Raw genomic sequence first — 26,239 nt, 5'->3', positions numbered from 1 at the left:
AAAAACTTGATGAGCCAGCACAAGAGAGTGATAGTGGTGTCCACTGACTCACGATGTTTTCTATCTTCATAGAGTGAGTAATTCTAGAACTTTAAGGATAACGAAGACAGAAGATCATAACACGTTCTTCTAGTGGGGTTCTATCAAAAAGGCACCAGGAGAAGGCGGATCATCAGATATCAGCCTGAATAACCTCATGTGACTCTTAGTGTGTGGAGTATTTGATTACTTAACGCCAAATCTACGAATGGTTCTGATTCGGATGATGTTAATTTTCGGATACTCCACACACTACATAACTCTTCAAAAATAAGTGTAGTAAAGATTAATAAAAAACTAAAAATAATTAACTTTTATACCAAACATAAGCCGTATCAGAGTCGATAACGTAATATCCCTTATCAAACCTGACAGGAGTTCTGGATAACGTTTTCGCGAGCTTTAGCAGCCCCCTAGCACTTTCAACCTTGACTTCACGAGTACCAGGTGGATTTGTCCCGCTCACTGACAACTTCCTCAATGTCCTCTCTGCCACTGCCTCCGGATTCATGGCTTCTCCTGCCTTGGGTCCATAAACGAAGGAGACTCCTCCAAACAGTGCAAATATTCCTCCAGATATGAACAGCATCTTGTTGTATCCAGTCATCCCCTTCACAAGGTCCTGATGATAAAGCGTCTGGGTCACGTTACCCCCTGGATCCTGAGAGAAAGTATAGTTCAGCGAGCCGAAATATACCTCCATGCTCTTGTCAAGGGTCACTGGAATATTTCCCTGGCTACTGTGGAGAGTCAAGTTAGCGACAACTACAAGTTTTATTGTAAACCTGCTGAAACTGATTCCCACCTGCTGATTAATTTTCTGGGTTAAGTTATTGTACTGAGTTATGTTGGGAGAGTACTGGAAGAAGAGTAACTCTCCTGAGGAGTTTTGGATCACCCCATGGAAGCTTCCCAAGTATTTTGTCCAATCACTTGTGGAAAGATATTCATAAACTACATAACTTCCATTATACGAGGTAGGCGAACTTCCTGTGGCATTAACGTTGGCGTGTAGATTCACGCTCTCCACGAGTTTGGAGAACATTGTACTGGCGTTCACGCACGAGGCATTGTTAAACAGGATGGAGTTGTTGATATGGAAATTGCTCCACAGGTTTAGTTGAGCCTGATAGCTATACGTTGGGACCTCATAACTCCTGTAATAAGGAACGTTAGAGGCGTAGCCGTAATAGATCATGGTCCCTGAAATGGACAGAAATAGCAGGCATATTGCAAGTGCCAACATAGTTTTAGTTTTCATGAGAGATCAACCCCTACCAACCCTAAACTACCTTGAGCAATGAACATTTGCATGGACACGGTTGGAGTAGGTATTGAGGTTGAGTTGAGTGTGACCTCAGCGCACGGTAGTTGATCAAAGTACTGAATCACTAGTTCCCCGTTCTGGATCGTGTACGATCCATCTGTTTTCACGTTAACTATGGAAGCGTGGGGGCAGATAATAACCACTTGAATTTGGTTTGTATAGGATACTAGGTACACGTCATTCAATGATAGATCATAAGTCTGATTCCCCTCATACGAAATGGAGCCATATGCCATTGTGGGTCCTATTTCAAAGACCCCACGATTCGAGACACCAAAACCTGGCATCCAGGAAGAGAGGACCAGAAAGGATGCAACTGCGATCATGAACATGGTTAGAGCTATCTTACCAATCATCGCTTTTCAACCTCACAATGTACACGAACATTATAAATGGCAATGTACTAATGACCGAACTAATCAATAGCAACTCCAGGGGATAGTATTTCAGACCCTCTGCCAGCGCAGAAATAGGGAAAAGGGACGGAATTACGAAGGCCTTGACTACAACCAACTTAAGTCCCTGAGATCCGTTTCCTATTGCGGTGAACCTCAGGTGAAGAGTTTGAGAGGGCATAAGGATCATGTTTGTTGGAGTCACGTTATAGTAAGCTGAGCTAGAACCCTTAACCGAGGATACCTCGACATATTCAGGTATTAGAAGTCTGTTAGTCACGTTAACGACGTAGGAAGATGAATGTCCATGTAAGATGACTCCTAGGTTTATTGAGGGCGTGTTTAGAGCTCCGCCTCCGATCTCAACAGGAGTATTCGAGGTAAAATACGAAAAGGTGGCGGAGAAGGACATCGCGAGAGAGGCGATAATCGTGAAGGAGATGATCACAATACCTATAGCCAACATAATTCCCTTTGTGGAAATCCTCAGCTGTCTGCGTTGATACCTTCTGTTGAAGGACGTATCCAGAACTAGGAAGGATATTCCCATCAGCGTGAGAACTATAACCCCCTCCAAGGAGTTATTTTCTAGGAAATAGACCATAGATCCTATTCCCGGAACAATTACGGGGTTACCACCTAGGATAAGGAGCTTCCCGTAGACCTCTGAGGAGTTCACAGGAGGCATGTATATCTGATCCACGTAATTGTCATTTATCCCCTTAGTGATGAACCCCTTGGCAGTGGAATTTACCACCTGGTGGATTATGTAAGGTGGATATCCCGGTATCTTCCCGTAATCTGGATCGTGAAACACTATTATGTCTCCTACATTCACCTTTCCTGCAAAGGGTTCCGGTACAATAAACACCAACTCCCCCGGCTTAAGGTAGGGATACATACTATATCCGCTAGTAAATGCAACAAATAGGGGTCTTCCGTCGAGATTCGCAGAGATCACGGCAATTGAGAAGATCAAGAGGATGACAAGGAAAACCTTAAACAGCAGTTTCAGAATAGGCTTAACGTATTCCCAGGTCAGGTTGACAACAGGGTTCAAGGAAGCTCAACTCCATAGCCTAAGCTAATTAATATCATGGTCTAATGACTGTTTGAAAAATATTTAAAATACTCTCATTTAATCCTGCCCTAGTACATACTTCGTTATCTCACTTGTAGTCACGAAAATCTCCACAAGGTAGTTAATTCCTGCAGATAAGATTTCATTCAGAAGATTTAATCTGTGACTCCCTACTCATGAATTACCTGTTGAGGCAGATATATAGTAGTTTAAGCTTTGCTCAGTCCTATTTTATTAACTCTCCATGATAATTAACCGTGATGTTATGTTTTTGACATTACTCGAATTAATTAACCTTGTACTATCCGCGACCAGTTTGATACTGTTATGGAAATTAGTTGATTACTACGATAAGATGATCTCATCCATGAAGACCAAGGCGATAAACGGAGTTGTCCTTGACTTTTTGATGTCGCTCACTGACCTGTTAACCCAGGGAGATGCAATGAACCTGCTTGAAGATTTACTAGTATACATAACCAATCTTCAGGGAAAGGAGTGGAACGATATATACTCCGAGGTTATCAGCAAGTTTGTTCCCATAAAGAGGCAACTGGAGCTCGTGTTGAGTAAGGCCAACGTGATAGGTAACTTGACAAACAGAATCAATTCTTCTAGGTTCATCACCAGGTCGATCAAGATTCTCTCAGTCATAGCTGTGATAGAGGCAGTGCTAGGACCCTTCTCTAGACTAATGAGCTCTTTTCAGTTTCAGGTCGTGCTTTACGGAAATGTCATCCTTCTTATTTTGATCATCATTGTTCTCTTGATTCATGTTTCCAACACCGTTAAACTGATGTCATCCGTGAGTAAGACAAATTAATAGATCGCTTGAGGACTACCCGAGATTATGTATTTGACGTCCAAGATGCCTAGAGTACGCAACTAATCGATCAAGTCCCGCTTGTCAGACCTCATTTTATGTTTACGTGCAGCATGTGTAGTATTTGATTACTTAGCCCCAGTTATATGGATAGTCCTGATTAAGAGAATGACGTTAATTTTCATATGCTCCACACTAGTCTACGTTAACGAAAACCTCATCATTAATTATCTTGGTATCGTAGACTTTCAAATCTGGGGACTGATACCACGATCCTGGTTTATTGCTGTAAATGTTTGGTATCAGTTTTCCGTCAGACAAATCATACTCGTAATAATGCAGATGACACCTTATTCTGCATCTCCCGTCACATAAGACGTCTCCATACTCCAGATTTCCTCCCTTATGCGGACAGTACGCATCCATGGCAAATATCCTATCACCGACTTTCACAATAACAGCGTCTACATAGTCAAGCCGGAACATAGTGGGTTTTCCCTCCTTAAGTTCCGGTACCTTACATACCTTCACATACATCTTTATCCCAAAAAATTACTCATATCTTGATTTCCTAGAGAAGGGACCTTCCCCTGGATAGTTTCTCCTGAAGTGACCCGATGGTCTACTGTGGAGTAACTCCATGAACCAAGCCTCATGCTCTATCTCTTCCTGCAATATTCTCTGTGCAAGGTCATAGGTTCTGGGATCTTTTCCGTAGGTCATATCACATACCTCCTTCCATGTTCTTATGGCACATTGCTCCGCCTCTAGCAGCACCTTCAATATCTCCTTGGGGTCTTTCCAGTTCTCGGGCAGGTACGCATCAGCACATGCAGACAACTCAGCCACTTGCCTTATGTCCTTAGGTAATGTTCCACCTAATTCGTAGATTCTTTGCGACATGAGTTCAAAGTGTAGTCTGTCCTCTAATCTAGCGTCCTCGGCTATCTCCTTAAATCCCTCTCCTTCCATACCCGATAGATGCATCCTGAGATTCGTGTAGTAGTAGTACGTCGTGAACTCCGCTGCAGTTGCTCTCACGAGCTTCTCTATAAGTTTCTTGACATCTAATCCAGATTTTTCCAGGATTTCTACGCCCACTACCGTAGGCTCATCCCTTTGAGGTTTATCTTGCATTTATTCACCCTCATAATCTAGAATGAATACTATATTATAAAACATTCTAATTAAGAGTTACTCCAATCTTCCTAACATGATCTTATAGTAAGAAACAATAGTTGTTGAAAGTTAATTCTAGATAAGAATACTTATAATCTGGACAGTGGCAAGATCTGGTAGGATGTTTATGAATTGTACAAAGAACCATGAAATTCAAAGGAGTGTCTTGACCATCGAGGACACACAACAGGGTGAGATTACGTCATCCACTCTTTAGCTGAGGTGAAGAAAATGAGCATAAGGGATTCAGCTAAACTTTTTGGACCTGCATGGATAGCTCTCTTGGCAGATTCCGATGCAGCCAGTATTTTAGGAGGAATATCGTCCGGAGAAGAATTTGGTTACAGGCTAATCTGGTTCCTGCTAGTTCTGTCCATTCCTCTGTTCATCATTCAGGAAGCCTCCGGAAGGTTGGGAGCGGTATCAAATCGGGGTATTGGTACGCTAATCAGGGAAAACTATTCTAGGAGAACATCTATACTGGCTACAATTCCAATCTTCGTGGTCGACTTTTTCACTTATCTCAGCGAATATGCTGGGATAGCGATTGGATCTGTTTTGGTTGGAATAAATCCCCTAGTTGGGTTAGTGATGTTCTTTGGACTTCACGTTCTGGTTATTGTAACCAGAAATTATCAGATTACTGAGAAATCCCTTATTCTCACATCGGTTATCTTGATCTTGTCGTCCCTCATTATAGTGGCACCAAGAATTAACTCTGGGGAGAGCCTAGTTTATTTTTCGAGTTCTCGGAACTACCTCTTTTATCTAGCAATTAACGTTGGTGCCGTGGTCACGCCTCCTTGTATGCTGATTTACCAGAGCTCTGCCACGGCAACCAAATACTCTTCCCTGAGGATAGATACCTCAAAAAAGGTGTCCTGGCTAAATTTGGAAACAGTCCTGGGGTCTATAGTGACCGAGATCGTTGTTGTAATAGCTGAGATCGTGGGAACAGTCCTAGGTGGGGTTGACCCGGAGGATCCATTAAAGCTGGGAAATGTCCTAGGTCAGCTCCGTTTCATATTTGGTGTGACCCTGATTACTGCAGGTTTTCTTACACTCGTAGTAGTCTCCTTGAGTAGTGCCTGGGGAGTTTTAGAGGCCACTAACAGAAACAGCTACAGTAATACTATAAAGTTATATGTCCTGGAATCTATTCCCGCAATTCTTGTCATCTTAATAATGGGTAGTAACTATTCGACGATAGTTAACTTCGCCTTGACCTTACTCTCGCTGTCGCCCATAGTTGTTGCATTGCCAGGTATACTCATAGGGATACTTGTGAGCAAACGCGAAATCATGGGAGGATATGCATATGGCAAGGCGAGACTAATCCTGTATTTTGTGACAATAGCGTTGATAACGTTGGGCGGAATTATAGGTATTATTGAACTGGCATAGTGATAGTGTCATCTCTACCAAGAATCACAGTAATAGGTAACGTTTCTTCGTCTTAAGCGGACAGACAAAGGATGAACTGACGTAGTTCATTTGACGATGATTGGCCCGTTTCAAGAAATTGACCAAGTTAGATTCTTACTCTCTTTTTAGTAGATACGAAGTCTAGTGCTAGATATATATCACACAATTTTTGATATATATTTTATTTTAACATGATGAACTTAATTTAAATAGTTGGCCTCGCTCTTATGTTTTCAGTGAAACCGTGAATCTGAAAACTATAACCGCAATATCCGTGTTAGTCGCGTTAGCTACAGTGTTGTTTGCCCAGATGTTTTTAGTGGGTTTCAGCATTGGAACTGACGTTGGTGGAAGCGTCGTGAACATTAATAGTCATGATGCTCTAATCGAGATTCAACCTCTTGAAAGCTTCGCTACTGTTAACAGCGGAGGTCAGTTGACTGTGCAACTACCTGAGGTAGGACCTGGTAGCGCCCCAGCTACAAATTTAGTTAATGATCAGAACAATAGCTATACAGCTATATATGTCTGGAAAGTAGTTGATGTAGAATATAATGGAAATGGTACATTAATGGTTAATGCCTCTATCGAGGATGCACACTTCTCTCCATCTAGCGTAGATCAAAATATTGGGTTCCTTATACTTGCTTATCCAAACACTTCAACTCTAAACTCTAATGAGTTGTTCTCCAGTAACATGATCCCAGTCTCTCAGTCAGCTACCCAAGCTAAAAGTGGACAAATAAGTCTTGGTGGAGTTACGTTCACATTGCTAGCAACAGAGAATATAAACCAACACTTCGCTACATCAGGTGTAACCTTGACTGGTGGACAGCCTGGCTATGATATATTGATAGTAGAACTATTAGTCAACAACCCAGGTGCTCCTCAACAGACAACCTTCGATTACTACCTGAACCTCTACGGCTATCAGTTAACCGAGTAACACGAAATATTTTCTTTTTTTTTCTTTTTATATATAAATTTTATTTTATTTCATGTTAATCTATCCCAAATTCTGATTTACAGTACTGGATAAAGATTCTTATTGAGCATCTAAAACCGTTTTTCATGATCCCAGATTATGTAGAGTTTAGGATGAGCAGGGCCTCCTTGAACCTGGAAAATCCAAATGTAAGTTAAGTCCCATAAGGCCGCGAATAAGCTCACAACTGCAGTTATCATTCGCCCTTTGACCACAAGTCTTCCATGAAGGGATGGCCTTTGGTGGCATTACGACAATCAAGGTCAACCAGGTGTCCGTTAGACTACCAAAGTTATGATCAAATGGAAAACCTAGATAGCCTTACACCAAGAAAAAGTTGACAGGCGTTAGGTGATTTCTGTCAAATGATACATACGCAACATGAGAGACTTCTTAAATATTCCCGAGAGATCTATTTATCATGACGACGAAAAGGCGTGGGAAACTCGAAATTTACCTCGATATTCTGTCGATCTGTGCCATGGGAGGGAAAAAGACTGAAATCATGTATAGGGCAAACTTAAGCTATGACCTACTTAACAAGTACCTTAACGATCTTGAGCAGAACGGGTTTATAGTTACAACCGGTAATCTAAGGTGTTTAACTGATAAGGGTCAGAGACTGCTTGACCTTCTGGTGAAACGCGAAAATGTTAGGAAAGAGGTAGAGGATCTGGAATTCAGAATATCAATGATGACCTCTCGTGCAGGGAGCCTGAAAGAGATCGAAATTAGTAAAATCAACTAGAAAGGACCAGTTAAAAACTCTGGATAAGGTACTTATTCCTCTTGAGAGATGTTTTATCTTCGCAATGGAACAACATGACATTCACTATCTAGAAGCTCTAAATTCGAATTCTTCACTATCTTAATAGTCATTTGAGGCTGGGTCAAGATGCTAGTCATGCTCTACTGACTCTGTAGATTCTCTGCTGAATGTTTCGAGGATTCGCAACTCTTTTCACAATCCCCTTTTTCACGAGAATTGAGAGGGCGTATCTTATGGTCCTGTCTGGAAGCCCCGTCTTCTCCACTAACTCCTTCGGTGTGGCCTCACCGTAAATCTGAAGCATCTTTAACACAAACTTTGCACTTGGTGGTATGTCCTGACTTTCGAGGGTAAGCTTTACCTTCCTCTCGATGTTCTCTCCAACCTTCTCGGTGAACCTAATGAGGGATATTGATTCTCCTCTCTCCACAGTGACCGCACCATTCACCCTGACCCTAGCGACCCCATCGAGGATTGCCTCAACGTTCACCTGACTTGAGATGTCCCTTATCACCATCCTCGACTCGTCCGGGACCACCAGACTTCTCCTTATGGGGTTTAGGGAATTCACGGGGACTAGAACGAACACGGGGGCCCCCTTCAGAACCATGGGACCTCCAGCGGAGAAAGCGTAGGCGGTTGATCCTGCAGGCGTGGCCACAATGATACCATCAGCCTTATCGCTCCACAGGACCTCGTCATCAACGACGAGGGAATACTCCATGAGAGTTGCACTCCTAGAGGGGAAGAGCGCGAGCTCGTTAAGGGCGTACACGGGCTCGTTATTCCCGACACAAACCCTTAACCTCGTGAGTTGCTCCACGCGATAATCGCCCCTGGAAAGCCTCTCCAACCCGGGCCTGAGTTGGTCCCAGTCCACCGAGGAGTAGAAGGTGGAGTAACCTGGAGGGCTCACGTGGAACACTGGAACCTTGGGAACGCCTAGTATCTGGAGGAGTTTCAGGAGATCCCCGTCAGTTCCGATCTCTATCACTGCGTCATAACCCTCTGAAACCTCCTGAATCCCGTACTCCCTCAGGAGTCTCCTCACCCTCTCCCTTGTTCTGCCATCCCCCTCCGCGTGAAGGAGGACTCTCTTCACGGCATCTGGCATTTTTTGCCGATCCCCTCCTACCCAGTATGCATATTCTGTTAGGATAATGATGATTTATGAACATTTTCTTATTTTAGAGTTTGGGTTAACATGTCCAAGTTCCTCAGACAGTCCTCCGGACTCGTGAAACAGGCCACCCTCAAGGATCTCGTAATGCTCAACGTTGCAAACATGGGAGCAGGGCTGGCAGTTTTCCAAGGGATTTCGCCCTACATAGTTCCTGGGGCAAGGCTGTGGGTGGCCTCTCTCCTCACCTTCCTTATCTCGCTTCCGCTCGTCCTCCTGTACACGTCACTCATGACAAGGATGCCGAGGACGGGTGGGGATTACGTGTGGTTATCCAGGAAGTTAAATGGTGCCCTAGGTAGCATTATGGGGATAGCCATAGCCTTCAACATGCCTCCCTTCTTTGCGTTATCTGCCTTCTTCTCTGTGTCCGCGATCAATGCAGTGCTCTCAGAGATCGGGGTACTGGACAACGTGAAGTCGTTGGTCTACCTCAGCAATAATGTGTTCGTGAATCCCTACGGAACCCTCACCCTGGAGCAAGAACTCCTGATCTATGGGCTCTCAGCTCTCGCGTTCCTAGTGATCATTGCAGTGAACATAGTGAAGCCGAGGTGGGGTTACGCGTTAACGACGTGGCTCGGGATCTTCGCTTCGGCAACCCTAGCACTCGGGGTTGTGATGATCCTAGTGAATGCTGATGACTTTCACCAGACCGTGGGGATCTTCCTCTCTAGGGAGGGCGTTACGCCAACGAGTTATGCTGGTCCGTCGTTCAGCTGGGGGTCCACAATCTACATGATTCCCTACTTCGCGTCGTATGCGTATATCTGGCTCTACGCTGGACCCGCAGTTGCAAGTGAGGCCAAGGGTAACGTGAAACTTAACCTCGTGCTCGGAAGCCTCCTAACCACGGCAATGATTACGGTACCCTTCCTGGTCATGGATTTAGTGGGAGGGTACGCGTACAATGCATCCCTGTATCCTTCTTTCACCTACAACTTCTGGACTGCGGCAATAGCCGTGTCGCCACCCGTGATACAGTGGATACTGGGACTTGGTCTCATCTCCTGGAACTTCTTTGTCATGGCCTTCGGCGTCGTCGTTTTCTCGAGGTACGTCTTCGCGTTCTCCTTTGACAGGGTCTTCCCTAGCTTCTTTGCCAAGTTGAATAGGGCGTCTTCTCCTTATCTAGCCCACGTACTTGACCTCATCCTGACGCTGATCTTCCTCGCAATTCCCCTGATCTCCGTGAATGGTGCTGAATCGCTGTATGCATATACGCCATTAGCTGCCATCTACCTTTTTCTAGTAGGATTAACGGGAATGAAAGTGGGAAAGGAGGAGAGGAGCAGGCCATTGATGATACTGGGAGGACTCTCGTCTACCTTTATGGCCTTCCTCGCGTATGAATCTGTGGCCAATCCCTTCTTCGGGGTAGTCTCGAGCTCGGGGATTAACGTGATTGGGACCGGGTACCTTGTGGCGCTGGTCGGGAGCGGGGCAATAATTTACGCCGTCGCGAGCTGGCTCAGGAGGAGACAAGGCATCGAGCTCAGGGAGGTGTTTCAAGAGATCCCGCCTGACTAACTGGTGAAGGGTGCCTAATCCAGGTCAGATGAACTTGCTAAGGTGTTATCTTGGTGATAACTAGCATCACGTTTCTAGATAGTAGGAACTTAGACAGCTTGAGCTAAACAGGAGAAACCTTGAGTTATGTCGTATAATAGTAAGTTTTTCGACACCAAGTTCATCTAAAGCCAAAATAAAATCATGTACTTAGGTTGGAATCGCTTATATGACGCTGATCACGTGGTAATGAAACACGTTCAAGAAAGGCTTTTAATGCCCATCTCATAGCCAATCGTTATGACCAAGATTAGGGAACACCTAGATGAAATCACGGGACAGGGTAAATACACAGACGACGTGAATCTCCCCAACACGGTCTACCTTGGCGTGGTTAGATCACAGGTGGCCAGGGGGAAGGTGCTCGACATCTCGAGAAGCGATAATGTACTCCTCTTCCTCGATTGGGACTCAGTCTCAACTTACATGCCAGTTAGACCAGACCCCAGGACTAAGAACCTTGTGAAGATGCCGATCGTGAGCGATGGAAGAGTGAACTTCGTTGGTCAGCCCGTGGTCGCCTTCGTTGTTAAGGATAGATATGACATTGAGGACGTGATTGACGAGGTAGGCGTGGACTACGCCCAGGAGACTCCAGTAGTCTCCGTGAAGGACTCCATGAGGGAGGAGATCAAGATACATGAGAAAGGGAACATTGCAATAGACCTTGATCTAAGTGGCGGAGATCTAGAGCAACTGGTGAACTCCGAGGTCACGGTCGAGAGGGAGCTCCTCCAAGACAGGATCGTCCAGCACCCCATGGAGCCTAAGGGTGTCATCTCGTACTACAACGGTGAAACACTCACCGTGATTGGATCCTTCCAATCAGCCTTCAGGGTGAGGGCAGATCTCCAGGAAGCACTTGGGGTCTCACCCGAGAAGATTGTGGTTCAGTCACCTCCAAACGTTGGTGGAGGCTTTGGGAACAAGGTCCCTGCCTACCCGGAGTACGTCCTGACTGCCCTGGCCTCTACGAAGCTGAGAAGGCCTGTGAAATGGATCGAGACTAGGAGAGAACACCTTACTAACCCAACCCAGGGGAGGGGAGTCTGGTCTAGGGTTAAACTTCATGCTAAGAGGGACGGCACAATCCTAGGCCTTGAGGGGACCATTGCCGTGGATCTAGGTGCTTACGCCTTCACCCTCAACACGACTACCCCGGCATTCATTGCCTCCCTCACGAACGGTCCCTATAAGATGAGGTTCGCGAAGTTGAGGGCCCTAGGCGTTTACACGAACAAACCTCCCACTGGCCCCTACCGCGGAGCCGGGAGACCTGAAGCAGCCCTGATCACTGAGACTCTTGTTGAGGATCTGGCAGAGACGCTGGGTCTTAGCCCCCTTGAAGTTAGGAAGAAGAACTTCCTCGATGGGGAGTTCACGACTCCACTGGGGGTAAAGATAGACAAGGCTGCCTATAGGGAGATGTTTACCAGGGCCGAGCAGGTTTACCACTCTCTCAAGGAGAGGCACAAGGGAAAGGCGATCTCCTTCATAGCCTTCACTGAAGTCGTGAGGGCGTCCCCCGGCGAGGGAGCTAAGGTGAGGATCGGGAGGGGAGAAGTCTTCGTTGCGGTGGGCAGTGGACCCCACGGACAAGCCCACAGAACCACATTCGCTCTCCTAGCAGGAGAGGTGCTCGGGGTTGACCCGAACGAGATCAAGGTTGAGGTAAACAACACCTCCCTAATCAAGGAGGGGATAGGTAGCTTCGGGAGTAGGAGCGCGGCTGCCGGTGGATCCGCCGTGATTGAGGCCTCCAGGGCAGTCCTCCAGAAGATAAGGGAAAGAGGTCTCACGGTGAGGCAGGCCATAAACTCAGACGAGGTTTTCGAGGCTGAGACCTTCACCAAGACTTCGGACCTCTACACCCCTGGAATACATATGGCAGTCCTAGACCTGGACAAGGAGACGGGCTTCGCCAGGGTCCTCGAGTATTACGCTATCGACGACGTTGGGAGGGCAATAATCCCATCGGAGGTCGAGGGACAGATCGTGGGAGGCGTTCTACAGGGAGCTTCCCAGGTACTGCTTGAGTACGCCCCGTATGACGAGAACGGTAACCCTGTGTATGGATCAATCGCAGATAACGGGTTCCCGACCGCTGTTGAGGCAGTTCGCAGAGTAACTTCCGAGTCCTTCTCTACCCCCTCCAACACCTTGAGCCAGGCAAGGGGTGTCGGTGAGGCCGGAACCACTGGGGCTCTCCCTGCAGTTTTCATTGCCCTTGAAAAGGCACTCAACAGGAAGTTGAACGGGACCCCCTACCTACCAGGGTAAGATTTTTTCTTGAGTGTAATAGCAGTTCCCATGCTCAAAAGGATACTTTTTGAGATCTCTGTCCTCTCACCTTCCTATTTCGGCAGTGTAATGGCGACCGGCGTCGTTTCCATCATCCTCAAGGTGTACGGTCTGACCTCAGTCGCGGTTCTAGTTGCGGTTCTGAACCTGATCTTATACACCTCCCTAGTCCTCCTTAACCTCGTCAGGATAATCAGTTACAGGGATAGGGTGAGGGGGGATCTCCTGGATCTGGGTAGGGGACTTGGTTACCTCACGGCCATTGCCGGTACGGACGTGGTTGGTGACGACTTAGTCCTGGTCCTCCACATGGAGAGCATATCCCTTGTACTGTGGGGAGCTAGCCTGGTTCTCTGGATACTCCTTCAGTACTACTTTCTCTTCACACTGACGGTGAGAGAGGAGAAAGGTGGAATTCAGGACGTTAACGGTCTCTGGTTACTTCTTCCCGTGTCCACCCTCACACTCTCGGTACTATCCCTTGATCTGTCAACTAAAGTCACTCAGTTAATCTACCCTGGCTTAATCACGTACTTTGTGGGATGGGTAACCTACCTAGTCATCACGGTATTGATCTCATCTAGGCTCTTTCTATCTAGGGTGAAGGCGGGAGACGTGATACCAGCTTACTGGATCAACGGAGGGTTTCCAGCACTGGCCTCCCTCTCGTCCTCCCTTCTCATCCTTCATGCCAGTCCCTCCTTCCCAATTCTCCTAGAGCTGAGGTCATTCCTCCTTGGTACTGGAGTGTTGGTGTGGGCCTATGGCACCTGGTGGATGCCCCTACTCTTTCTCCTCTTTGCCTGGAAGCACGTCGCGAAACACATATCCTTCCTCAAGTATGACTTCCAGTTCTGGAGTGCGGTGTTTCCCATAGCGGTGTACGACCTTGGAACTTACTTCACGGCAAGAGTGACCGGAATTCCTGGCGTTTCGCTCATTGCCCTGATGTTCGCATACATATCCGTGGGTCTGTGGGTATATCAACTCTCGGGGTTCGTGTACAACATCCTCGTGAAGTTGAGGAAACCCCTGGATGCCTAACTTGGGTAAAGACATAAAAGAGAACCCCATATCTGGTCCCGATGATCAGGAAAGAGTTCCCCGTTCCCATGGATCAAGTACTCTCCAGGATCAAGGAGAAGATCAAGAGCCTCGGCGCTGAAATCTTTGCCGAAATTGACCACGCACTCAATGCAGAGAAGGTAGGCCTCAAACTGGAGCCAACGAAGGTCCTCATATTCGGCAACCCCAGGGTCGGGACACTCCTCATGCAGGAGAACAGGGACATAGCCTATGAGCTACCCCTGAGGCTCGCGATCTGGAGTTCCGGCAACAAGACATTCGTGGTATACGAGTTACCCAGCGAGATAGGGAAGAGATTCGGCATAACCAACCTCGACGTCCTCAGAAAGATGGACGCCTTCATGGAGAACGTGGTAAACCTTTAAACATCCATTTTTCATTTATCTAAATATTTTCTACTGAATCCTAGAATACTTTATCTTCCGAGTTTGGTCTAAGCATACTTAAAGAGGCACAGTAACTTTTTAAACATTACAGTATTAGATTAAATTGGTGATAAGATGATTAAGCTCCTTGGAAGGAAAGAAGTTCCCTACGACATGGCAAAGATGCCTGAGGACTTCCTTAAGATAGAGTATCCAGAGTACTACAACTCATTGAAGAAAAGGAAATACGAAGATCCCATGATGTACTTCTCCTGAGTTTTTTACTTAAGCAAGGAGAGGATGTTTCTTACTTCAAGGTTCTCGTGTGGGCAGGCCTCGACACATCTCGCACATCCCACGCAACTTACCCTGTTGATGTAGCCCTGCCTAATGATGTCCTGGCTTACGGGGATTTTTAGTGGACATGAGGAATCGCAACTCTTTGTGGAACAAGTCCTGCACGTCTCTAGGTTCTTGGCTCTTATCTTGAATAATATCTTGTTGAAAATTCCAGTGAAGGTTCCAAAACCACACCATCCCTGCCTTGCGCACGAATAGGTCCCGAATATGGGGGTCAGGAAATAGAAGAACCACCACACATAGTTTAGGGTGAACATTCCGTAGAGGTTCAGGGGATCAAGCGGAAAATTAACACCATGTAACTCCTGCATAACGTAGAGTCCGAAGAACAGAAACATGGGGATCATCAGGATCCATCTCGCATACTCCCAGATCTTGGAGGACGTCTTGGCCTGAAACTGTTCGTAAAATATGTTGGAGAACATATGGGCAGACATGCACACTAGATTGCAGTAACTTCCCCTACCGAATAGGATAGACGCTACCACTATAACACCCAGGGAAAGGGAAAACGTTGTCAACGTAACGGGGAATATCATACCGCTCATTCCGAACACGTAAAAATTGGTGTAGTAGGGGATCAATACAACGAAAATGGGAACTCCAACCAGTATTGCGAGCGTCCAGTTCCTTAGGTATCTGCTCTTAACCCTCTTGTACCTTTGATATACAAGGAATGACATCTCCGCCCCCATCATGATCACGTAGAACGGTGACATCGTCGTGCCCATTACAAGCATGAAAGGGGTCATGAAGAGGGATATCAAGAAACCCTTGCGAAGATACATCTCTGTCATCGTCAATGGATTAATGGGGAATAACCACCAGAAGGGGTTGGTGAAGGGCGATCTCATGGCCGTCCCCGAGTGCGACATGGACATGTCGTGATGCATCACGGAACTAGAAAAGATCGCGTTGGTGAGATTGAAACCCAACACGCTCTCCCCAAAGCCCATGGCTAGCTCAGCCAAGTTTACCAGAACTAGAAAAAGGAATGGATACCTTAGCTTCATCTGTATCCTCGAGGAAGGGACGTTAAAGAAGATTAGGAAGAAGTACCAAACCATGGACATGAGCATGGCCAAAGTGATCACGTAGAGGTCGTTAAATCCAGCAAAAAACGAAAGCCCAAGCATCATAACAAAATCAAATAATGCGAGGGATATGGAGACCAATTGTCCCCTCAAGGTCGTCTGTCTCATTTCTATGACGTAAAGCATGACAATATTCACTATCATGATGAGGGAGGACATTAAGGAGGTTACCAATTCCACCCCTGCAACGCGGTACAGGGACGGCATGAACGCCATGGACAAGGCGAACGTGGTTAATGACCAATCCACCACGCTCTTAGTTCTGGAGATTGCCATGAAGTAAATCCCATCTCCCAACATCATGAGACCGAACGCTGGATTATCTACTGCCGTCAGGATTGGATTTGGTTGAGGAGAGAAGGAACCATAAAGATACCCCATGGAAACTTCATCTACCAGTAGAGCAACCGAGAGAATTGCTGAAAGCTTCAGGTTTCTCCTCACGCTCACCGTTTCAGATTTCACGAAGAAGGACAGAATCATGGGTAGAAATGCGATGCCCAGGGATATCGGTTCCACGAGAAATGAATTATGTAACACGACGATGTAAGCAATGGACAGGCTTTCGCTCGACATTATTAGTGTTAAGGAGATAAGGAAGAGAAGACCCCTCAGGTTCACAAACTCTTTCCTTAAAATATGACCAAATATCCAAAAATCAATAAGCATCATAATTACAATATATATCAAAGAGAAGTAGAATAAGATCTGAATCTCCATTCCACTCAATATAAATTGATCTCGATCCACTTTAAATTTTACATTTATTTTAGATTTTTGGAAAATAAATTATTTAGTTAGGTAAGTTTAGAGCGAAATACCTTTCGGGCTAACGTGGGATGATTCAGATCGAAGTGACGGAGTTATGTCAGATGGACGCATTGGGAACCTCATCGACTAGCAAAATTTTCAAATTGGTAGAAGGAAAGCGGTTAGACCTTAATTACGCAATCTTGTATATCTTGTGCATGGATATCTGTGAAATCTGAGCCAAAACAGAATAAACCCAGCGTAGCTTTAATGCGGCTTAAGTTATAAGTTGAGGACATGACAAGCAGAATCGCTCGGAATTCCCTCGATATCACGGAGATCCACACCTAAATCCACAACATCATGATCCCTGCTGGGCCATTTTCTCCTGGCGCAGGATCTTCTCCTGCAGAATGTCCAGTAAAGCAATTAGCTTCTCCTTCTCCTCTATGCCCAGATCCTTCATGAGCTCTGAGGCCATCTCCTCATAGACCTGCATTGCCTCCTCAGTTGCCCTAACTCCACTTTCTGTGATTTGCACGTTAATGATCCTCCTATCCTCCCTGTCCCTCTCCCTTTTAACTAACCCCTTCTCCTCTAGTCTGTCAATGGCTGCCGTGATCCCAGCCTGCGTCATCAGCACCTCCTTAGCTAGGTAGACCATGGACTTCGGGGACTCCTTCACGGTCATGAGGATCAGGAAGTCTATATAGTTAAGTCCGTGCGATTCAAGCCTCCTGTTGAACTCTCTCTTCACCGCTCGGTAGACCCTGGAGATCCTCACGAGTACTTCAACGTCTAGTTTTCTCTGCATCATATTGGACAACCTCCTCCGGGATTTTAGCTTTTCCCCTCAGGGCTGAGGCTACTGCTGCTATGAATGAGAGCGCAGCCCCAAAGTAGAACGTCTCCCTCAAGGCTAACATGAAGCTGGGAGCAATTGCGCTTGGGAACCAGGTCCTCTGCTCCATGATCGTGATTGCACTGCTAGGAATCTGAGAGGCAACTGAGGGGGGTAAGGTTGCGAGTAGAGCCTTTACAGGGTCATATCCAAGGAAGGCCGCGAACAAGGCCCCGGTCACTGGAACCCTTTGTACGTAGGGCGAAAGCTGAGGAGCGCCTGCCTGAGCTAGGGCGTGAGCCAATGACGGCCCCAACGACGAGCTCAGGGAAAGGATCACGATCGTGAAGAATATGGCAATACTCACCGTTTGTCCAGTGTTCTGAAGCGTTGACCTCATCCCTGACGCAGCTCCCCTGTGCTTTGCCGGGACGCTACTCATGATCGAGGAAGTGTTTGGGGAAGCGAACATCCCATTCCCGACTCCCATCATGAAGATGATTGCGCCGAAAACAGGATAGCTGAAGTTGTAGGGTAGCGTGGTCAGGGCTAAGAAACCTACGCCGACCAGAACCATTCCCGCAGTAGCCAGCCCCCTTGATCCATACCTGTCTGAGAGCCAACCGCTCACTGGTCCCGCACTCACGAAACCGATCATGAGGGGGATCGTGTATATCCCTGCCCAGAACGGAGTCTCAGAGTAGGAGTATCCGTGAAGCGGGAGCCATATCCCCTGGAGAAAGATCACTATCATGATCATGAGACCTCCGTAGCCTATGGACCTCAGAAATCCTGCAAAGTTGGCCGCAGCGAACATCCTATTCCTGAAGAGTTCCATTCTGAACATGGGGTACTTGACCTTAGTCTCAATAAAGGGAAAAGAGGCCAGAAGTCCCAGCCCTGCAACCATGGAGACTATGACGAAGGGATTCCCCCACCCGGTCTGCGCTGAGCCATAGGGCATGAGGGCATAGGTCATCGCGATCAGTACAAGGATTAACCCAAGGCCAAACACCGCATTACCGACCCAATCTATCCCCTCTCTGTTCCTTGCACTGGTCTCCTTGAGCTTCAGGTAACTCCACGCCGTTCCAAATACCCCTACTGGAACGCTCACGAGGAAGACATATCTCCAGTTTATTACCGAGAGAATTCCTCCTAGGATAAGCCCAATTAACGACCCTGCCAGCGCAGCTACCTGGTTTATTCCAAGTGCCCTACCTCTTTCGTTCACGGGGAAAACGTCCGTGAGGATTGCCGCACTGTTCGCCATCAAGAACGCTCCACCAATTCCCTGAATTATCCTGAATATCACGAGCTCGAGGCCTGCTATATCCCCACTTCCAAAGGTTAAGGAGAGAAGGATCGAGCCTACGGTGAAAACTAGGAAGCCGAGGTTGTACAACCTAACCCTCCCGTACATGTCAGACAACCTTCCAAAGGAGAGGAGGAGCGTCGCGGTCACAACGTTGTAGCCCATCAGGATCCAGAGAAGGTACTGGAAAGATGAGGGGGCCAGTGGGTTTATCCCTATCCCCCTGAATATGGCAGGAAGCGAGATGATCGTAATCGTGCCGTTTATCGTCGCCATTAGGACTCCCAAAGTCGTATTGCTTAAGGCTACCCATTTGTACTGCATAATTAAAGTACTAACTATTAACTATTTAATCTTTTCGTAAAGGCGATTGAAAACATTAAGTTAATGATGGAAAATCTTATATTTTATAGATTTGATATTATATCTATGGCAAAGGTTTACGTGATACATGAATGGGATGATACGCAGAAGGATCAGGCCCTGAAGTTTTTCAACGGGTTAGTGGACATGGCGAAGGGAAAGAAGCTTCCGAAGGGATTTAAGCTCGAGAAGTTGAACGTGGATGAGGCTAACAAGACAGCAGTTTGCGAGTGGGACGTGCCAAGCATGCAGGACCTTGCAAACGTTGCCAGTCAGATGGGAATAACCTGGAAAGTGAAGATGATAAGTCCAGTAACCAAGTACGAGCATAAACTGTTGTGAAGTGTTTTTACTTTTTCTATCTAGAGATTCTTTCAGGATCTCAAATTTTTGGCATGATGAAATTCTCTACATTCCCGGTACCCTACTAGATATCTTGAGCCTGTCCAGGGCTTCCATCATTGCCCCTGAATTCTCGGAAATTATTGGCATACCTAGATCCTCGTGAAGGTATCCTAGAACCTCATAGGTTGCCAGGGCGGTACAGGCAATGTACACGGCATCTGCCTGAATTACGTTGTCTAGATGCTTCTTGACGAGCCTGTACACGGTGAAGGTATTCGTGTTTGAGATATCAACTCCCCTGATCTTGTTAAGTCCATCGTATCCCGTTACCTGAAACCCCTTAGACCTCCAGTAATCAACTTCCTCCAGGGTCCTTTGCTTCACGTAGGGCGTGGCGATCCAAATCTTCTTGACCCCAAGTTTTCGTAAAATTTTCTCTACGGCCTCCTCAGGAATGACGAAGTCCGCTACCTCCCTTATGACTGACGCATGCTTGTGGGTACCGTAGGTTCTACCGTATATTATCACGTCAGATACTTCGCGCAAAAGGTCGTGGGCATGCCTTAGTTCCTTCTTGAACTCCTCGACGTCTGTGGGTTCGCATCCCTTCGTGGGTCTGGTTCTGGTAGAGTGGACCGTAACGCCTTCAGGGCTCATCTTCCATAGGTCGTATTCAATGGAAGCGTTGTTCGCAGGAACTATAACTCCAATCCTTCCTCTTCCTCCTGGCATACTTGAGTTTAAATAAACTAGAAGAAAAAATTGATCCGTGAAAAGTCTAATTCAGGTGACTAACGAGTTCTTCCAGTACAGGAAGAAGGGGGATGACGAGATACTTGAGGACGCCCTTCAGAACCTTGAGTATAGAGGCGGAAAGGTGAGGATAAGGGACGAAGTTGTAGAGGTCTCAGGGAAGAGGGATGTGATAGGGGTTTACCTGGCAAATATCCCCTATCTAATCCTGGGGGATGGGGAGATTCATGGGGATCTACCTGAGAAAGTGGTTAAGGCACAGGACTATGCCGTGAAACTGATTAATTGCGGAATGAATGACCTTGCAACCCTGGAGAGCTACTTGATCCTCGAAATGGGGTTGAGAAGCCTTTACTCGACCTGGATGGGGGAGAAGGTAACGCTGAAGTATGGGAAAACCAAGGTCAAGGTTAAGGGGCTAGATTACAGGAAAGTGAAGCTTTACATTAGGAGAAAGGGATGGAGCAAGTATAAGGTTAGGGTAAAGGGTGAGGTCTTCCCCTTCTCCCAGGGTCTCCTCCTGAACTGGGCGGAGAGGTTAGTGGACCAGAGGGAGAGTATAGCCTTGAGGCTTTCAATCAATGTGAGGAACCTTCTGGCACATGGGGAGTTGGAGTGGAACCTTAGACCTACTCTCAGCAATGTGAAGACGTGTTCCCAACTAGTGTGGGAGATGTTTAAAAGGCTGGATCAGGGGGAGTGAGATATTTTCGTTGGGGACTAGTCTAGGTCATCGAATATTGGGGCGAATAACTTTTCAAATAGTTTTTCATTAATTTCAGCTCGCCTTTCTTCGATTTCCCTTCGCTTTTGTTTATAGATATTATAGTATTTATCACAGGTTTCTTTCCTTGATGGTTCCTCTAGGTCCTGACCCAAGCTTGCAAGTATCTCGTCCTCTAGACATAGATAATTTCCCACGAGCACAAAATAGACTTTCTTGTCTCGGTCGTTTAGTTTGAAGTTAAAGACTAAAATCTTGTCCTGAACCAGATATTCCTTGAACTCGCAATTTAGTCCAATAGATCCTGCACTTTTACAGATTCTTTCGTATTCACGACCATTATAGTCCCTTAGATGTTCTCTATCAATGTGAATGACAGGGATTAATTTAGGATGTATATTATCTGATAGTATCTCCTTAATCAGAGGTATGGCCATAGGTAAACCAGTTGGTCTATTTGGTCTACCCTTATTTCCACTTAACCTGCTGATCATATCTATAGTTTCATGGGGGCTGAGAAGTGAAACACATTTATTGCAATATTTCCTCTTGAATTGTTCAAGAACATTATAAAAATACTCGTAATCATGCTTACCATCACTAAAACTCACGAGAATGCCTGCTGAGTTACACTCCCTATCATCCAGATTCATCTGTGACGCCCTTTGCTAGCCTCCTAATGTCTACAAATTCAAGTTCCTCATATTCTTTCCTGGTCTTAACCCTGTAAGCTGAACCTCTTCCAAGCAGAATATAGTATACGTCCTCCCTGTTCCTGCTCTTGGCTACCTCATTCACGTAATACATGACATCCATACTTTGAGTGGTTATGAAAACCGGTTTGCCAAGGTTTAAAAGGACCTCAATGAATTGCTTTAGCAGGTCTGGGTGTAAGGCAAAGGCTTCGAGGTCGTCAATAAGCACGATATCGGGCTTCCTGAGGACGTAAAGAGCCATGAAGTTGATTAATTCCCTGTATCCTTCGCCAAGCTCCGAGAGCTTCCTGTCCTGATAGTTTTCAGGGAGGTCCACCTCCTGGTCATCGTTTATCTTGGGTAGCTTTAGGAGGACTCTCACCTCCCTTTTATCCTTGTTGTTTTCCTTAGTACTCACGTAAACATATACAATATCCCGCAGGAATTTCCTCAACGCCTCAGTCATTCGCATCTGGAATTCCACTCTCTCATTTTCTTTCAACGTGTTGAGAAGATCCTCAGTTCCACTGAACCTGGGATAGATCAGTAGAGCTGAGAGATTGCTTTGAAGAGATACTACACCTCTAATAGCCTTCACGTATATGTATGGTAGGTAAGCCTCAATTCTGAAGTCCGTCTCAGTCTCTCTGTGGGATATGATCATACCAATGTTCCGTGAGTCGAGTAGAGCTATCGCCTCGAGAATTGAGGTCTTTCCCACGTTGTTATCTCCTACGATCACGTACAAGGATGCCTTCGGGAGTGTTAACTTAAGATTTTTATGTATCCTGTACGAAATTCCAAACAAATATTTATCATGGAGTGACTCAAATTTGCCTGGAAACGAAAAAACGTAGGAAGGATCAACGGTTTTCCCGTCAAATAGCCTAACGAAGAATCCCTTCTCAAGGGGCAATATCCAAGATGGAACTAGGTCCTCTAGAGTGAAACTAAGGGGAATAATATTGCCTGAGAGTTGAACAGGCCTCCATGACTCGCGCTGTTCATAACTCAAGTAGCTTCCTACTATTGAGGGTTTTATATTGAATGAATATGGTTTATCCTCAAAATTCGCTGGATAGGGAAGGGGGGCAGGCAAGTTATATGGTGAGGGTGCATACGTAGTTGATACTCCTACCTGTACAATCCCTGGGCTCTCAATCTTTCCCTGCTTCTCCCTAAACATTAAAGGGACGTCGCCAATCCAAATAACCCTTCCACCCCTCCTTAGAAACGCGAAAAGCGGGGTATTCGCGAGGTTGGTCTCTGGGTAGTTAAAGATGGTATAGGGTATCACGTCAGTCCCAAAGATGAGGTAGTCCCCTTCGCCTGCCCCGTTAAGCCACGATAGCACGTTCTCGTAGTTTAGCTTCGTCAAGTTCCCTGGAACCTTGTCACAAATGTCGATCCAGCTCTTGGCTCCACAGTAAACGGCAACTTTCATAGGATAAATCCTCCTGGTCAGTTATTAAGGGTTAGAGTCAGGTCTACAAGTAGTCCGAGATCCTCACCAGGTTGTTCGCCTCCTCCCTGGAGAGATACCTTTCCAGGTTAGCACAGGCACTTATCATCGCCCTCCTCAGGATCTCCCCGCTAGCCGATGCCCCCGCGGTGTGATATGTCCCAGCGAAGTTCTCCAGTTCCCACAGCGGACTGTCGAAGTTCTCCCTCCCGTTCCTCCTCCAGAACACGTCTGTCCCAAACCTAAGGTCAGGTCTCTCCTTGAGAATCCTGATGATGTCCTCCTCCACTATGGTTTCCCCTCTCCCCATGTTCACGAGTATTGCCCTCTGCTTCATCAGCCTCAACAACTCATAGTTTAGGAGTCCCCTGGTCTCCTTGTTCAGGGGTAGGGCATCAAACACCACGTCTCCCTGCGGGATGGCCTCCCTCAACTGGGTTGGGTGGAGCTTAACGTCGAAGAACTCCGGTCTCTTGAAGGACCTGGACACCCCCACCACCTTCATCGAGAACCCGAACTTGGCGATCCTGGCGATCTCAGACCCTATTCCCCCTGCCCCTAGAATCACGGCGGTCCCTCCCATCACGGAGTAAGTCTCGACCTTTTTTCTCACGTTCACCCTCTTTGCCAGGGCTAGGGCAAGGGCCCACGCGTGTTCAGCAACGGACTCGGAGTAGGCCCCAGCGTTGGACATCACCGTGACGTTTACAAGTTTCTCGAAGGGGAGGTCGTCAACTCCGGCAGAGAAGGTCTGGAGAACGCGGAGCTTCGGCATCTTCTCCAGGAGGCCAGCGACCTTCGAGGGCCAAGTCATTAGCACTTCCCCTTCCCTCAGATCCGAGTCGGTTAAGTTGGAGTCCTTGACCCCAAACTTGTCAAGGAGGGTATGACACTCCTCGGGTAACCTTTCTGTTGAGATTATCATGAATAAATCTTGTATTTCAAGTAAATAGGCTCTACTTCGTGGTGGGGCCTCCACGGTGCTCGCCTGTGTTGGGCTACCCCAGTGACGGTTGCCAGGGCCTTCATCGGGAATGGAGATCTCACTCGATTTGGGGCCATGATAGCTCTCTTTCCTTTCCTAGTAAGCTCTCTAGGGGCTTCCCCAATCAACATGGTTGTCCAATTCCTCTACCTAGACCCGGGCCAGTAAGACCATGCCTCTCCCATGGACACCTCGTTCAATCTCAACAGTTACTAGTGAGTTACCCCGCGAGATTTTGCTGTAGTAAAGCTTATTTTCAAAGACATTTAGTTATTTCAATGAGTGCTCAGACAGCGAGTCTATGGCAAAAGGTAATAAGCTCCAAAATAATGCTGTTCGTCCTGCTTGAGAGGGAGATCGGAAATAAGGATATTGTGAAAGTGATTGAGAGTGTTCAGGGGATCGTACCCAAAGCCACCCCCGGGAAACCAATATTGTCCTTAACTCAAGGCATTCCCAGTACTCTGATGAGTGCACCGGGCGGTAATTCCATTCGTCTAACGAATTTTGTCTACAGCGACAAGGTTAGAGGGGCACTTTTCATGGAATTCAATGATAGGCAACAAATAAATAACAACTTATCAATTTTAGAGAAACAGGCTGAAGTTATGGAAATACCGGTGTACATGCGTGAGATCGACATCAACTTGGTTCTCAATGGACAGTTGAGATGTTTAGACACTCCCATAAACTCCCTGAAGACCATTAACTCTCCACGCTATTATTCCGTGATCATATCCGGTGAGTGTCCAAGATCGGGCAACATCAGAGAAAAGCCCTGGAGAGAAATCCAAGTTGGGATTAACCCGGAGGAGGCAAGCCAGATCATTATAAACGGTGTCCTGAGAGACGTGCAGATTAAGGGGGAGATCGAGCAATTTCTGAGGGATATTGAGACCATTTACGAGAAGTTGATTGAGCATACCTAGGGTGATGACGATGAGTCTCTCCGTAACCGATACTCGAATGCCTGTTAACAAGGAGTCCGAATCCTCAGAGCTCACTCAGATGACGGTCTGGTTCGTACATGCTAACGACTTGGTATTGATTCAGTTAGTGGATGATAACAAATTCCTGGATTTGTTGTTGTCCTACAACGAGGAGGAGAGGGAGACGAGGCTCATCATACCCTCATCTCTTTTTAGTGATAAAAACCTGGAATTAATTCTAAAATACTCGAAACTATTCAAGGCCCTGATAAGATTCGGGATCAAGTTAGGTTCCTCTAACTCGGAGATTGTGGATATGCTGAAGGCCTTCGTGCATCTGGCGGACAGGTTCACGGGAAGGGTCAAAGCTGTGGGACTCGCAGGCGTCGATGACGAACCCACATTCATAGACGTCATCATTGACTGTGGGGAGGACGAGTGGGATGAGGCCTTGAGGATCGTGTTCCGTTACCCTGAGGCTAAATACCTCAACGTTATATGCGAAAGAGCTCTATTCCGAAGATAAGAGTTCGCACGGAGTGGAATTTTTATGGAAATTACAGATTTTATATATACCAATCTATGTCAACAGAGCAACAACCCCGCTGGTTACCGTAGGGCAGTCAGTGCTTTCTTTTTTATTGTGTTCGAAGCGTGGATGAAAAAACGAGGTGAAAATCCCCCTAAGGGTTTTTATGAAGGGGAGTTTATAAAAGATATGATTAATAAAACAAAATTACTAAATCAACCAGATCTTAGGGAATATCTGACAAAGATTTATGTGTACAGGACATTAGCAGACCACTTTTACGATTACGGCAATGGATACAAGAACGTGTCACTCTACTATTTAAATTTAACATACAGTGACTTGGATTCTAAACATAGTTCAGCTAACTACGCCCCCATAGACGCTAAGGCATGTGAGGACTCCTACGTTTCCGCCCGAAACCTACTAAAGGTCGTGTGAATATTATAAGCTAAACCTTGTATTAAATATAATTTTAATCCGTTTCATCCATTAATTAGAATATCTCAAGAGATTTTTACTACATCTCAGAAACTAATTGATCAACTGAACATCATTTAATTAATCTTT

The 26,239-nt window shown here is 46.3% G+C and carries 28 protein-coding genes; 15 read left to right on the top strand and 13 right to left on the bottom strand.

Annotation, left to right across the window (positions count from 1 at the left end):
- Positions 1–346: 346 nt before the first annotated feature.
- Genes ACI49J_RS05085 through ACI49J_RS05075 form a run of 3 tightly spaced genes read right to left on the bottom strand, consistent with a single transcriptional unit; the run spans position 347 to position 2,821 of the window.
- The gene (locus tag ACI49J_RS05085; protein WP_240253229.1) at positions 347–1,300 is read right to left on the bottom strand and encodes a DUF5305 family protein; all 954 of its coding nucleotides are present in this window, start codon (positions 1,298–1,300) and stop codon (positions 347–349) included.
- Positions 1,297–1,722 (bottom strand): hypothetical protein, encoded by a 426-nt coding sequence (locus tag ACI49J_RS05080; protein ID WP_240253224.1) that lies wholly within the window; start codon positions 1,720–1,722, stop codon positions 1,297–1,299. Before ACI49J_RS05080 ends, ACI49J_RS05085 begins: the two co-directional genes overlap by 4 nt.
- Entirely contained in the window at positions 1,712–2,821 is a 1,110-nt protein-coding gene (locus ACI49J_RS05075) for a signal peptidase I (protein ID WP_240253223.1), read from the bottom strand. The genes ACI49J_RS05080 and ACI49J_RS05075 overlap by 11 nt, the downstream gene beginning before the upstream one ends.
- A 337-nt stretch (positions 2,822–3,158) precedes the next feature.
- Between ACI49J_RS05075 and ACI49J_RS05070 the strand changes: the two genes are divergently transcribed.
- Positions 3,159–3,665, top strand: a complete 507-nt coding sequence (locus ACI49J_RS05070) for a hypothetical protein (RefSeq protein WP_240253222.1) — start codon at positions 3,159–3,161, stop codon at positions 3,663–3,665.
- Positions 3,666–3,860: 195 nt separating this feature from the next.
- Here ACI49J_RS05070 and ACI49J_RS05065 read toward each other — a convergent pair whose 3' ends face one another.
- Positions 3,861–4,196, bottom strand: a complete 336-nt coding sequence (locus tag ACI49J_RS05065) for a Rieske 2Fe-2S domain-containing protein (protein WP_240253220.1) — start codon at positions 4,194–4,196, stop codon at positions 3,861–3,863.
- 21 nt (positions 4,197–4,217) lie between these two features.
- A complete protein-coding gene (dps, locus tag ACI49J_RS05060; RefSeq protein WP_240253210.1) occupies positions 4,218–4,802 on the bottom strand; it encodes a DNA protection during starvation protein in 585 nt (194 codons plus the stop codon).
- 273 nt (positions 4,803–5,075) lie between these two features.
- On the opposite strand from dps, the gene ACI49J_RS05055 reads away from it, so the two are divergent.
- The 3 genes from ACI49J_RS05055 (at position 5,076) to ACI49J_RS05045 (ending at position 8,002) form a co-directional block, all read left to right on the top strand.
- Entirely contained in the window at positions 5,076–6,248 is a 1,173-nt protein-coding gene (locus ACI49J_RS05055) for an NRAMP family divalent metal transporter (protein WP_240253205.1), read from the top strand.
- Between the two features lie 265 nt (positions 6,249–6,513).
- Entirely contained in the window at positions 6,514–7,215 is a 702-nt protein-coding gene (locus tag ACI49J_RS05050; RefSeq protein ID WP_240253201.1) for a hypothetical protein, read from the top strand.
- A 460-nt stretch (positions 7,216–7,675) separates the two neighbouring features.
- Complete coding sequence (locus ACI49J_RS05045; RefSeq protein ID WP_012021214.1) at positions 7,676–8,002, top strand: winged helix-turn-helix domain-containing protein; 327 nt, start codon at positions 7,676–7,678, stop codon at positions 8,000–8,002.
- 154 nt (positions 8,003–8,156) lie between these two features.
- Here the strand turns inward: ACI49J_RS05045 and ACI49J_RS05040 are convergent, their stop codons facing one another.
- Positions 8,157–9,137, bottom strand: a complete 981-nt coding sequence (locus ACI49J_RS05040) for an N-acetylmuramoyl-L-alanine amidase (RefSeq protein WP_240253199.1) — start codon at positions 9,135–9,137, stop codon at positions 8,157–8,159.
- A gap of 90 nt (positions 9,138–9,227) precedes the next feature.
- On the opposite strand from ACI49J_RS05040, the gene ACI49J_RS05035 reads away from it, so the two are divergent.
- The 5 genes from ACI49J_RS05035 to ACI49J_RS05015 all read left to right on the top strand — a co-directional run bounded on the left by ACI49J_RS05035 (position 9,228) and on the right by ACI49J_RS05015 (position 14,800).
- Positions 9,228–10,733 (top strand): APC family permease, encoded by a 1,506-nt coding sequence (locus ACI49J_RS05035; protein WP_240253197.1) that lies wholly within the window; start codon positions 9,228–9,230, stop codon positions 10,731–10,733.
- 279 nt (positions 10,734–11,012) lie between these two features.
- Positions 11,013–13,052, top strand: coding sequence for a xanthine dehydrogenase family protein molybdopterin-binding subunit (locus ACI49J_RS05030; RefSeq protein ID WP_240253195.1), 2,040 nt, complete (start codon positions 11,013–11,015; stop codon positions 13,050–13,052).
- A gap of 30 nt (positions 13,053–13,082) precedes the next feature.
- Positions 13,083–14,117 carry a tellurite resistance/C4-dicarboxylate transporter family protein gene (locus ACI49J_RS05025; protein ID WP_240253193.1) on the top strand — a complete coding sequence of 345 codons (1,035 nt, stop codon included), beginning with the start codon at positions 13,083–13,085 and terminating at the stop codon, positions 14,115–14,117.
- A gap of 41 nt (positions 14,118–14,158) precedes the next feature.
- Positions 14,159–14,524, top strand: a complete 366-nt coding sequence (locus ACI49J_RS05020; RefSeq protein ID WP_240253191.1) for a DUF302 domain-containing protein — start codon at positions 14,159–14,161, stop codon at positions 14,522–14,524.
- Positions 14,525–14,659: 135 nt separating this feature from the next.
- Positions 14,660–14,800 carry a hypothetical protein gene (locus ACI49J_RS05015; protein WP_012021220.1) on the top strand — a complete coding sequence of 47 codons (141 nt, stop codon included), beginning with the start codon at positions 14,660–14,662 and terminating at the stop codon, positions 14,798–14,800.
- Positions 14,801–14,805: 5 nt separating this feature from the next.
- Here ACI49J_RS05015 and ACI49J_RS05010 read toward each other — a convergent pair whose 3' ends face one another.
- The 3 genes from ACI49J_RS05010 to ACI49J_RS05000 form a co-directional block, all read right to left on the bottom strand.
- Positions 14,806–16,698, bottom strand: a complete 1,893-nt coding sequence (locus ACI49J_RS05010; RefSeq protein WP_240253183.1) for a 4Fe-4S ferredoxin — start codon at positions 16,696–16,698, stop codon at positions 14,806–14,808.
- Positions 16,699–17,089: 391 nt separating this feature from the next.
- Complete coding sequence (locus ACI49J_RS05005; protein WP_342780703.1) at positions 17,090–17,545, bottom strand: MarR family transcriptional regulator; 456 nt, start codon at positions 17,543–17,545, stop codon at positions 17,090–17,092.
- A complete protein-coding gene (locus tag ACI49J_RS05000; protein WP_240253177.1) occupies positions 17,520–19,208 on the bottom strand; it encodes an MFS transporter in 1,689 nt (562 codons plus the stop codon). Before ACI49J_RS05000 ends, ACI49J_RS05005 begins: the two co-directional genes overlap by 26 nt.
- Positions 19,209–19,313: 105 nt before the next feature.
- Between ACI49J_RS05000 and ACI49J_RS04995 the strand changes: the two genes are divergently transcribed.
- Positions 19,314–19,589, top strand: a complete 276-nt coding sequence (locus tag ACI49J_RS04995) for a hypothetical protein (protein WP_240253176.1) — start codon at positions 19,314–19,316, stop codon at positions 19,587–19,589.
- A gap of 66 nt (positions 19,590–19,655) precedes the next feature.
- Here ACI49J_RS04995 and ACI49J_RS04990 read toward each other — a convergent pair whose 3' ends face one another.
- Positions 19,656–20,324 carry an arylmalonate decarboxylase gene (locus ACI49J_RS04990; RefSeq protein WP_240253175.1) on the bottom strand — a complete coding sequence of 223 codons (669 nt, stop codon included), beginning with the start codon at positions 20,322–20,324 and terminating at the stop codon, positions 19,656–19,658.
- A 37-nt stretch (positions 20,325–20,361) separates the two neighbouring features.
- Between ACI49J_RS04990 and ACI49J_RS04985 the strand changes: the two genes are divergently transcribed.
- Entirely contained in the window at positions 20,362–21,048 is a 687-nt protein-coding gene (locus ACI49J_RS04985) for a hypothetical protein (protein WP_240253174.1), read from the top strand.
- A 17-nt stretch (positions 21,049–21,065) separates the two neighbouring features.
- Here ACI49J_RS04985 and ACI49J_RS04980 read toward each other — a convergent pair whose 3' ends face one another.
- Genes ACI49J_RS04980 through ACI49J_RS04970 form a run of 3 tightly spaced genes read right to left on the bottom strand, consistent with a single transcriptional unit; the run spans position 21,066 to position 24,151 of the window.
- Positions 21,066–21,722 carry a hypothetical protein gene (locus tag ACI49J_RS04980; RefSeq protein ID WP_240253173.1) on the bottom strand — a complete coding sequence of 219 codons (657 nt, stop codon included), beginning with the start codon at positions 21,720–21,722 and terminating at the stop codon, positions 21,066–21,068.
- Positions 21,709–23,208, bottom strand: a complete 1,500-nt coding sequence (locus ACI49J_RS04975; protein ID WP_240253172.1) for an ATP-dependent endonuclease — start codon at positions 23,206–23,208, stop codon at positions 21,709–21,711. The genes ACI49J_RS04980 and ACI49J_RS04975 overlap by 14 nt, the downstream gene beginning before the upstream one ends.
- Before the next feature lie 43 nt (positions 23,209–23,251).
- Complete coding sequence (locus ACI49J_RS04970) at positions 23,252–24,151, bottom strand: 2-hydroxyacid dehydrogenase (protein ID WP_240253169.1); 900 nt, start codon at positions 24,149–24,151, stop codon at positions 23,252–23,254.
- 81 nt (positions 24,152–24,232) lie between these two features.
- Between ACI49J_RS04970 and ACI49J_RS04965 the strand changes: the two genes are divergently transcribed.
- The 4 genes from ACI49J_RS04965 (at position 24,233) to ACI49J_RS04950 (ending at position 26,110) form a co-directional block, all read left to right on the top strand.
- A complete protein-coding gene (locus ACI49J_RS04965) occupies positions 24,233–24,379 on the top strand; it encodes a hypothetical protein (RefSeq protein ID WP_240253167.1) in 147 nt (48 codons plus the stop codon).
- 110 nt (positions 24,380–24,489) lie between these two features.
- The gene (locus ACI49J_RS04960; RefSeq protein WP_240253164.1) at positions 24,490–25,140 is read left to right on the top strand and encodes a hypothetical protein; all 651 of its coding nucleotides are present in this window, start codon (positions 24,490–24,492) and stop codon (positions 25,138–25,140) included.
- 10 nt (positions 25,141–25,150) lie between these two features.
- Complete coding sequence (locus tag ACI49J_RS04955; RefSeq protein WP_240253162.1) at positions 25,151–25,666, top strand: hypothetical protein; 516 nt, start codon at positions 25,151–25,153, stop codon at positions 25,664–25,666.
- A gap of 192 nt (positions 25,667–25,858) precedes the next feature.
- Complete coding sequence (locus ACI49J_RS04950; protein ID WP_240253160.1) at positions 25,859–26,110, top strand: hypothetical protein; 252 nt, start codon at positions 25,859–25,861, stop codon at positions 26,108–26,110.
- Positions 26,111–26,239: the final 129 nt, after the last annotated feature.

This window comes from Metallosphaera sp. D4-4, assembly GCF_046245145.1.
Lineage (GTDB): Archaea > Thermoproteota > Thermoprotei_A > Sulfolobales > Sulfolobaceae > Metallosphaera > Metallosphaera sedula.
Note: the sequence above shows the minus strand (reverse complement) of the source record. Positions and strands in the feature narration are given on the sequence as shown.

What these genes read in the sequence shown, in the direction of transcription:
- ACI49J_RS05015 (WP_012021220.1), top strand. Translation starts at nt 14,660, where the DNA reads ATGATTAAGCTCCTTGGAAGGAAAGAAGTTCCCTACGACATGGCAAAG.
- ACI49J_RS05020 (WP_240253191.1), top strand. Translation starts at nt 14,159, where the DNA reads ATGATCAGGAAAGAGTTCCCCGTTCCCATGGATCAAGTACTCTCCAGG.
- ACI49J_RS04970 (WP_240253169.1), bottom strand. Translation starts at nt 24,151, where the DNA reads ATGATAATCTCAACAGAAAGGTTACCCGAGGAGTGTCATACCCTCCTT.
- ACI49J_RS05000 (WP_240253177.1), bottom strand. Translation starts at nt 19,208, where the DNA reads ATGCAGTACAAATGGGTAGCCTTAAGCAATACGACTTTGGGAGTCCTA.
- ACI49J_RS04995 (WP_240253176.1), top strand. Translation starts at nt 19,314, where the DNA reads ATGGCAAAGGTTTACGTGATACATGAATGGGATGATACGCAGAAGGAT.
- ACI49J_RS05025 (WP_240253193.1), top strand. Translation starts at nt 13,083, where the DNA reads ATGCTCAAAAGGATACTTTTTGAGATCTCTGTCCTCTCACCTTCCTAT.
- ACI49J_RS04975 (WP_240253172.1), bottom strand. Translation starts at nt 23,208, where the DNA reads ATGAAAGTTGCCGTTTACTGTGGAGCCAAGAGCTGGATCGACATTTGT.
- ACI49J_RS05030 (WP_240253195.1), top strand. Translation starts at nt 11,013, where the DNA reads ATGACCAAGATTAGGGAACACCTAGATGAAATCACGGGACAGGGTAAA.
- dps (WP_240253210.1), bottom strand. Translation starts at nt 4,802, where the DNA reads ATGCAAGATAAACCTCAAAGGGATGAGCCTACGGTAGTGGGCGTAGAA.
- ACI49J_RS04980 (WP_240253173.1), bottom strand. Translation starts at nt 21,722, where the DNA reads ATGAATCTGGATGATAGGGAGTGTAACTCAGCAGGCATTCTCGTGAGT.
- ACI49J_RS04955 (WP_240253162.1), top strand. Translation starts at nt 25,151, where the DNA reads ATGAGTCTCTCCGTAACCGATACTCGAATGCCTGTTAACAAGGAGTCC.
- ACI49J_RS04960 (WP_240253164.1), top strand. Translation starts at nt 24,490, where the DNA reads ATGAGTGCTCAGACAGCGAGTCTATGGCAAAAGGTAATAAGCTCCAAA.
- ACI49J_RS05040 (WP_240253199.1), bottom strand. Translation starts at nt 9,137, where the DNA reads ATGCCAGATGCCGTGAAGAGAGTCCTCCTTCACGCGGAGGGGGATGGC.
- ACI49J_RS04950 (WP_240253160.1), top strand. Translation starts at nt 25,859, where the DNA reads ATGATTAATAAAACAAAATTACTAAATCAACCAGATCTTAGGGAATAT.
- ACI49J_RS05005 (WP_342780703.1), bottom strand. Translation starts at nt 17,545, where the DNA reads ATGATGCAGAGAAAACTAGACGTTGAAGTACTCGTGAGGATCTCCAGG.
- ACI49J_RS05010 (WP_240253183.1), bottom strand. Translation starts at nt 16,698, where the DNA reads ATGGAGATTCAGATCTTATTCTACTTCTCTTTGATATATATTGTAATT.
- ACI49J_RS05035 (WP_240253197.1), top strand. Translation starts at nt 9,228, where the DNA reads ATGTCCAAGTTCCTCAGACAGTCCTCCGGACTCGTGAAACAGGCCACC.
- ACI49J_RS05085 (WP_240253229.1), bottom strand. Translation starts at nt 1,300, where the DNA reads ATGAAAACTAAAACTATGTTGGCACTTGCAATATGCCTGCTATTTCTG.
- ACI49J_RS05080 (WP_240253224.1), bottom strand. Translation starts at nt 1,722, where the DNA reads ATGATTGGTAAGATAGCTCTAACCATGTTCATGATCGCAGTTGCATCC.
- ACI49J_RS05055 (WP_240253205.1), top strand. Translation starts at nt 5,076, where the DNA reads ATGAGCATAAGGGATTCAGCTAAACTTTTTGGACCTGCATGGATAGCT.
- ACI49J_RS05045 (WP_012021214.1), top strand. Translation starts at nt 7,676, where the DNA reads ATGACGACGAAAAGGCGTGGGAAACTCGAAATTTACCTCGATATTCTG.
- ACI49J_RS04990 (WP_240253175.1), bottom strand. Translation starts at nt 20,324, where the DNA reads ATGCCAGGAGGAAGAGGAAGGATTGGAGTTATAGTTCCTGCGAACAAC.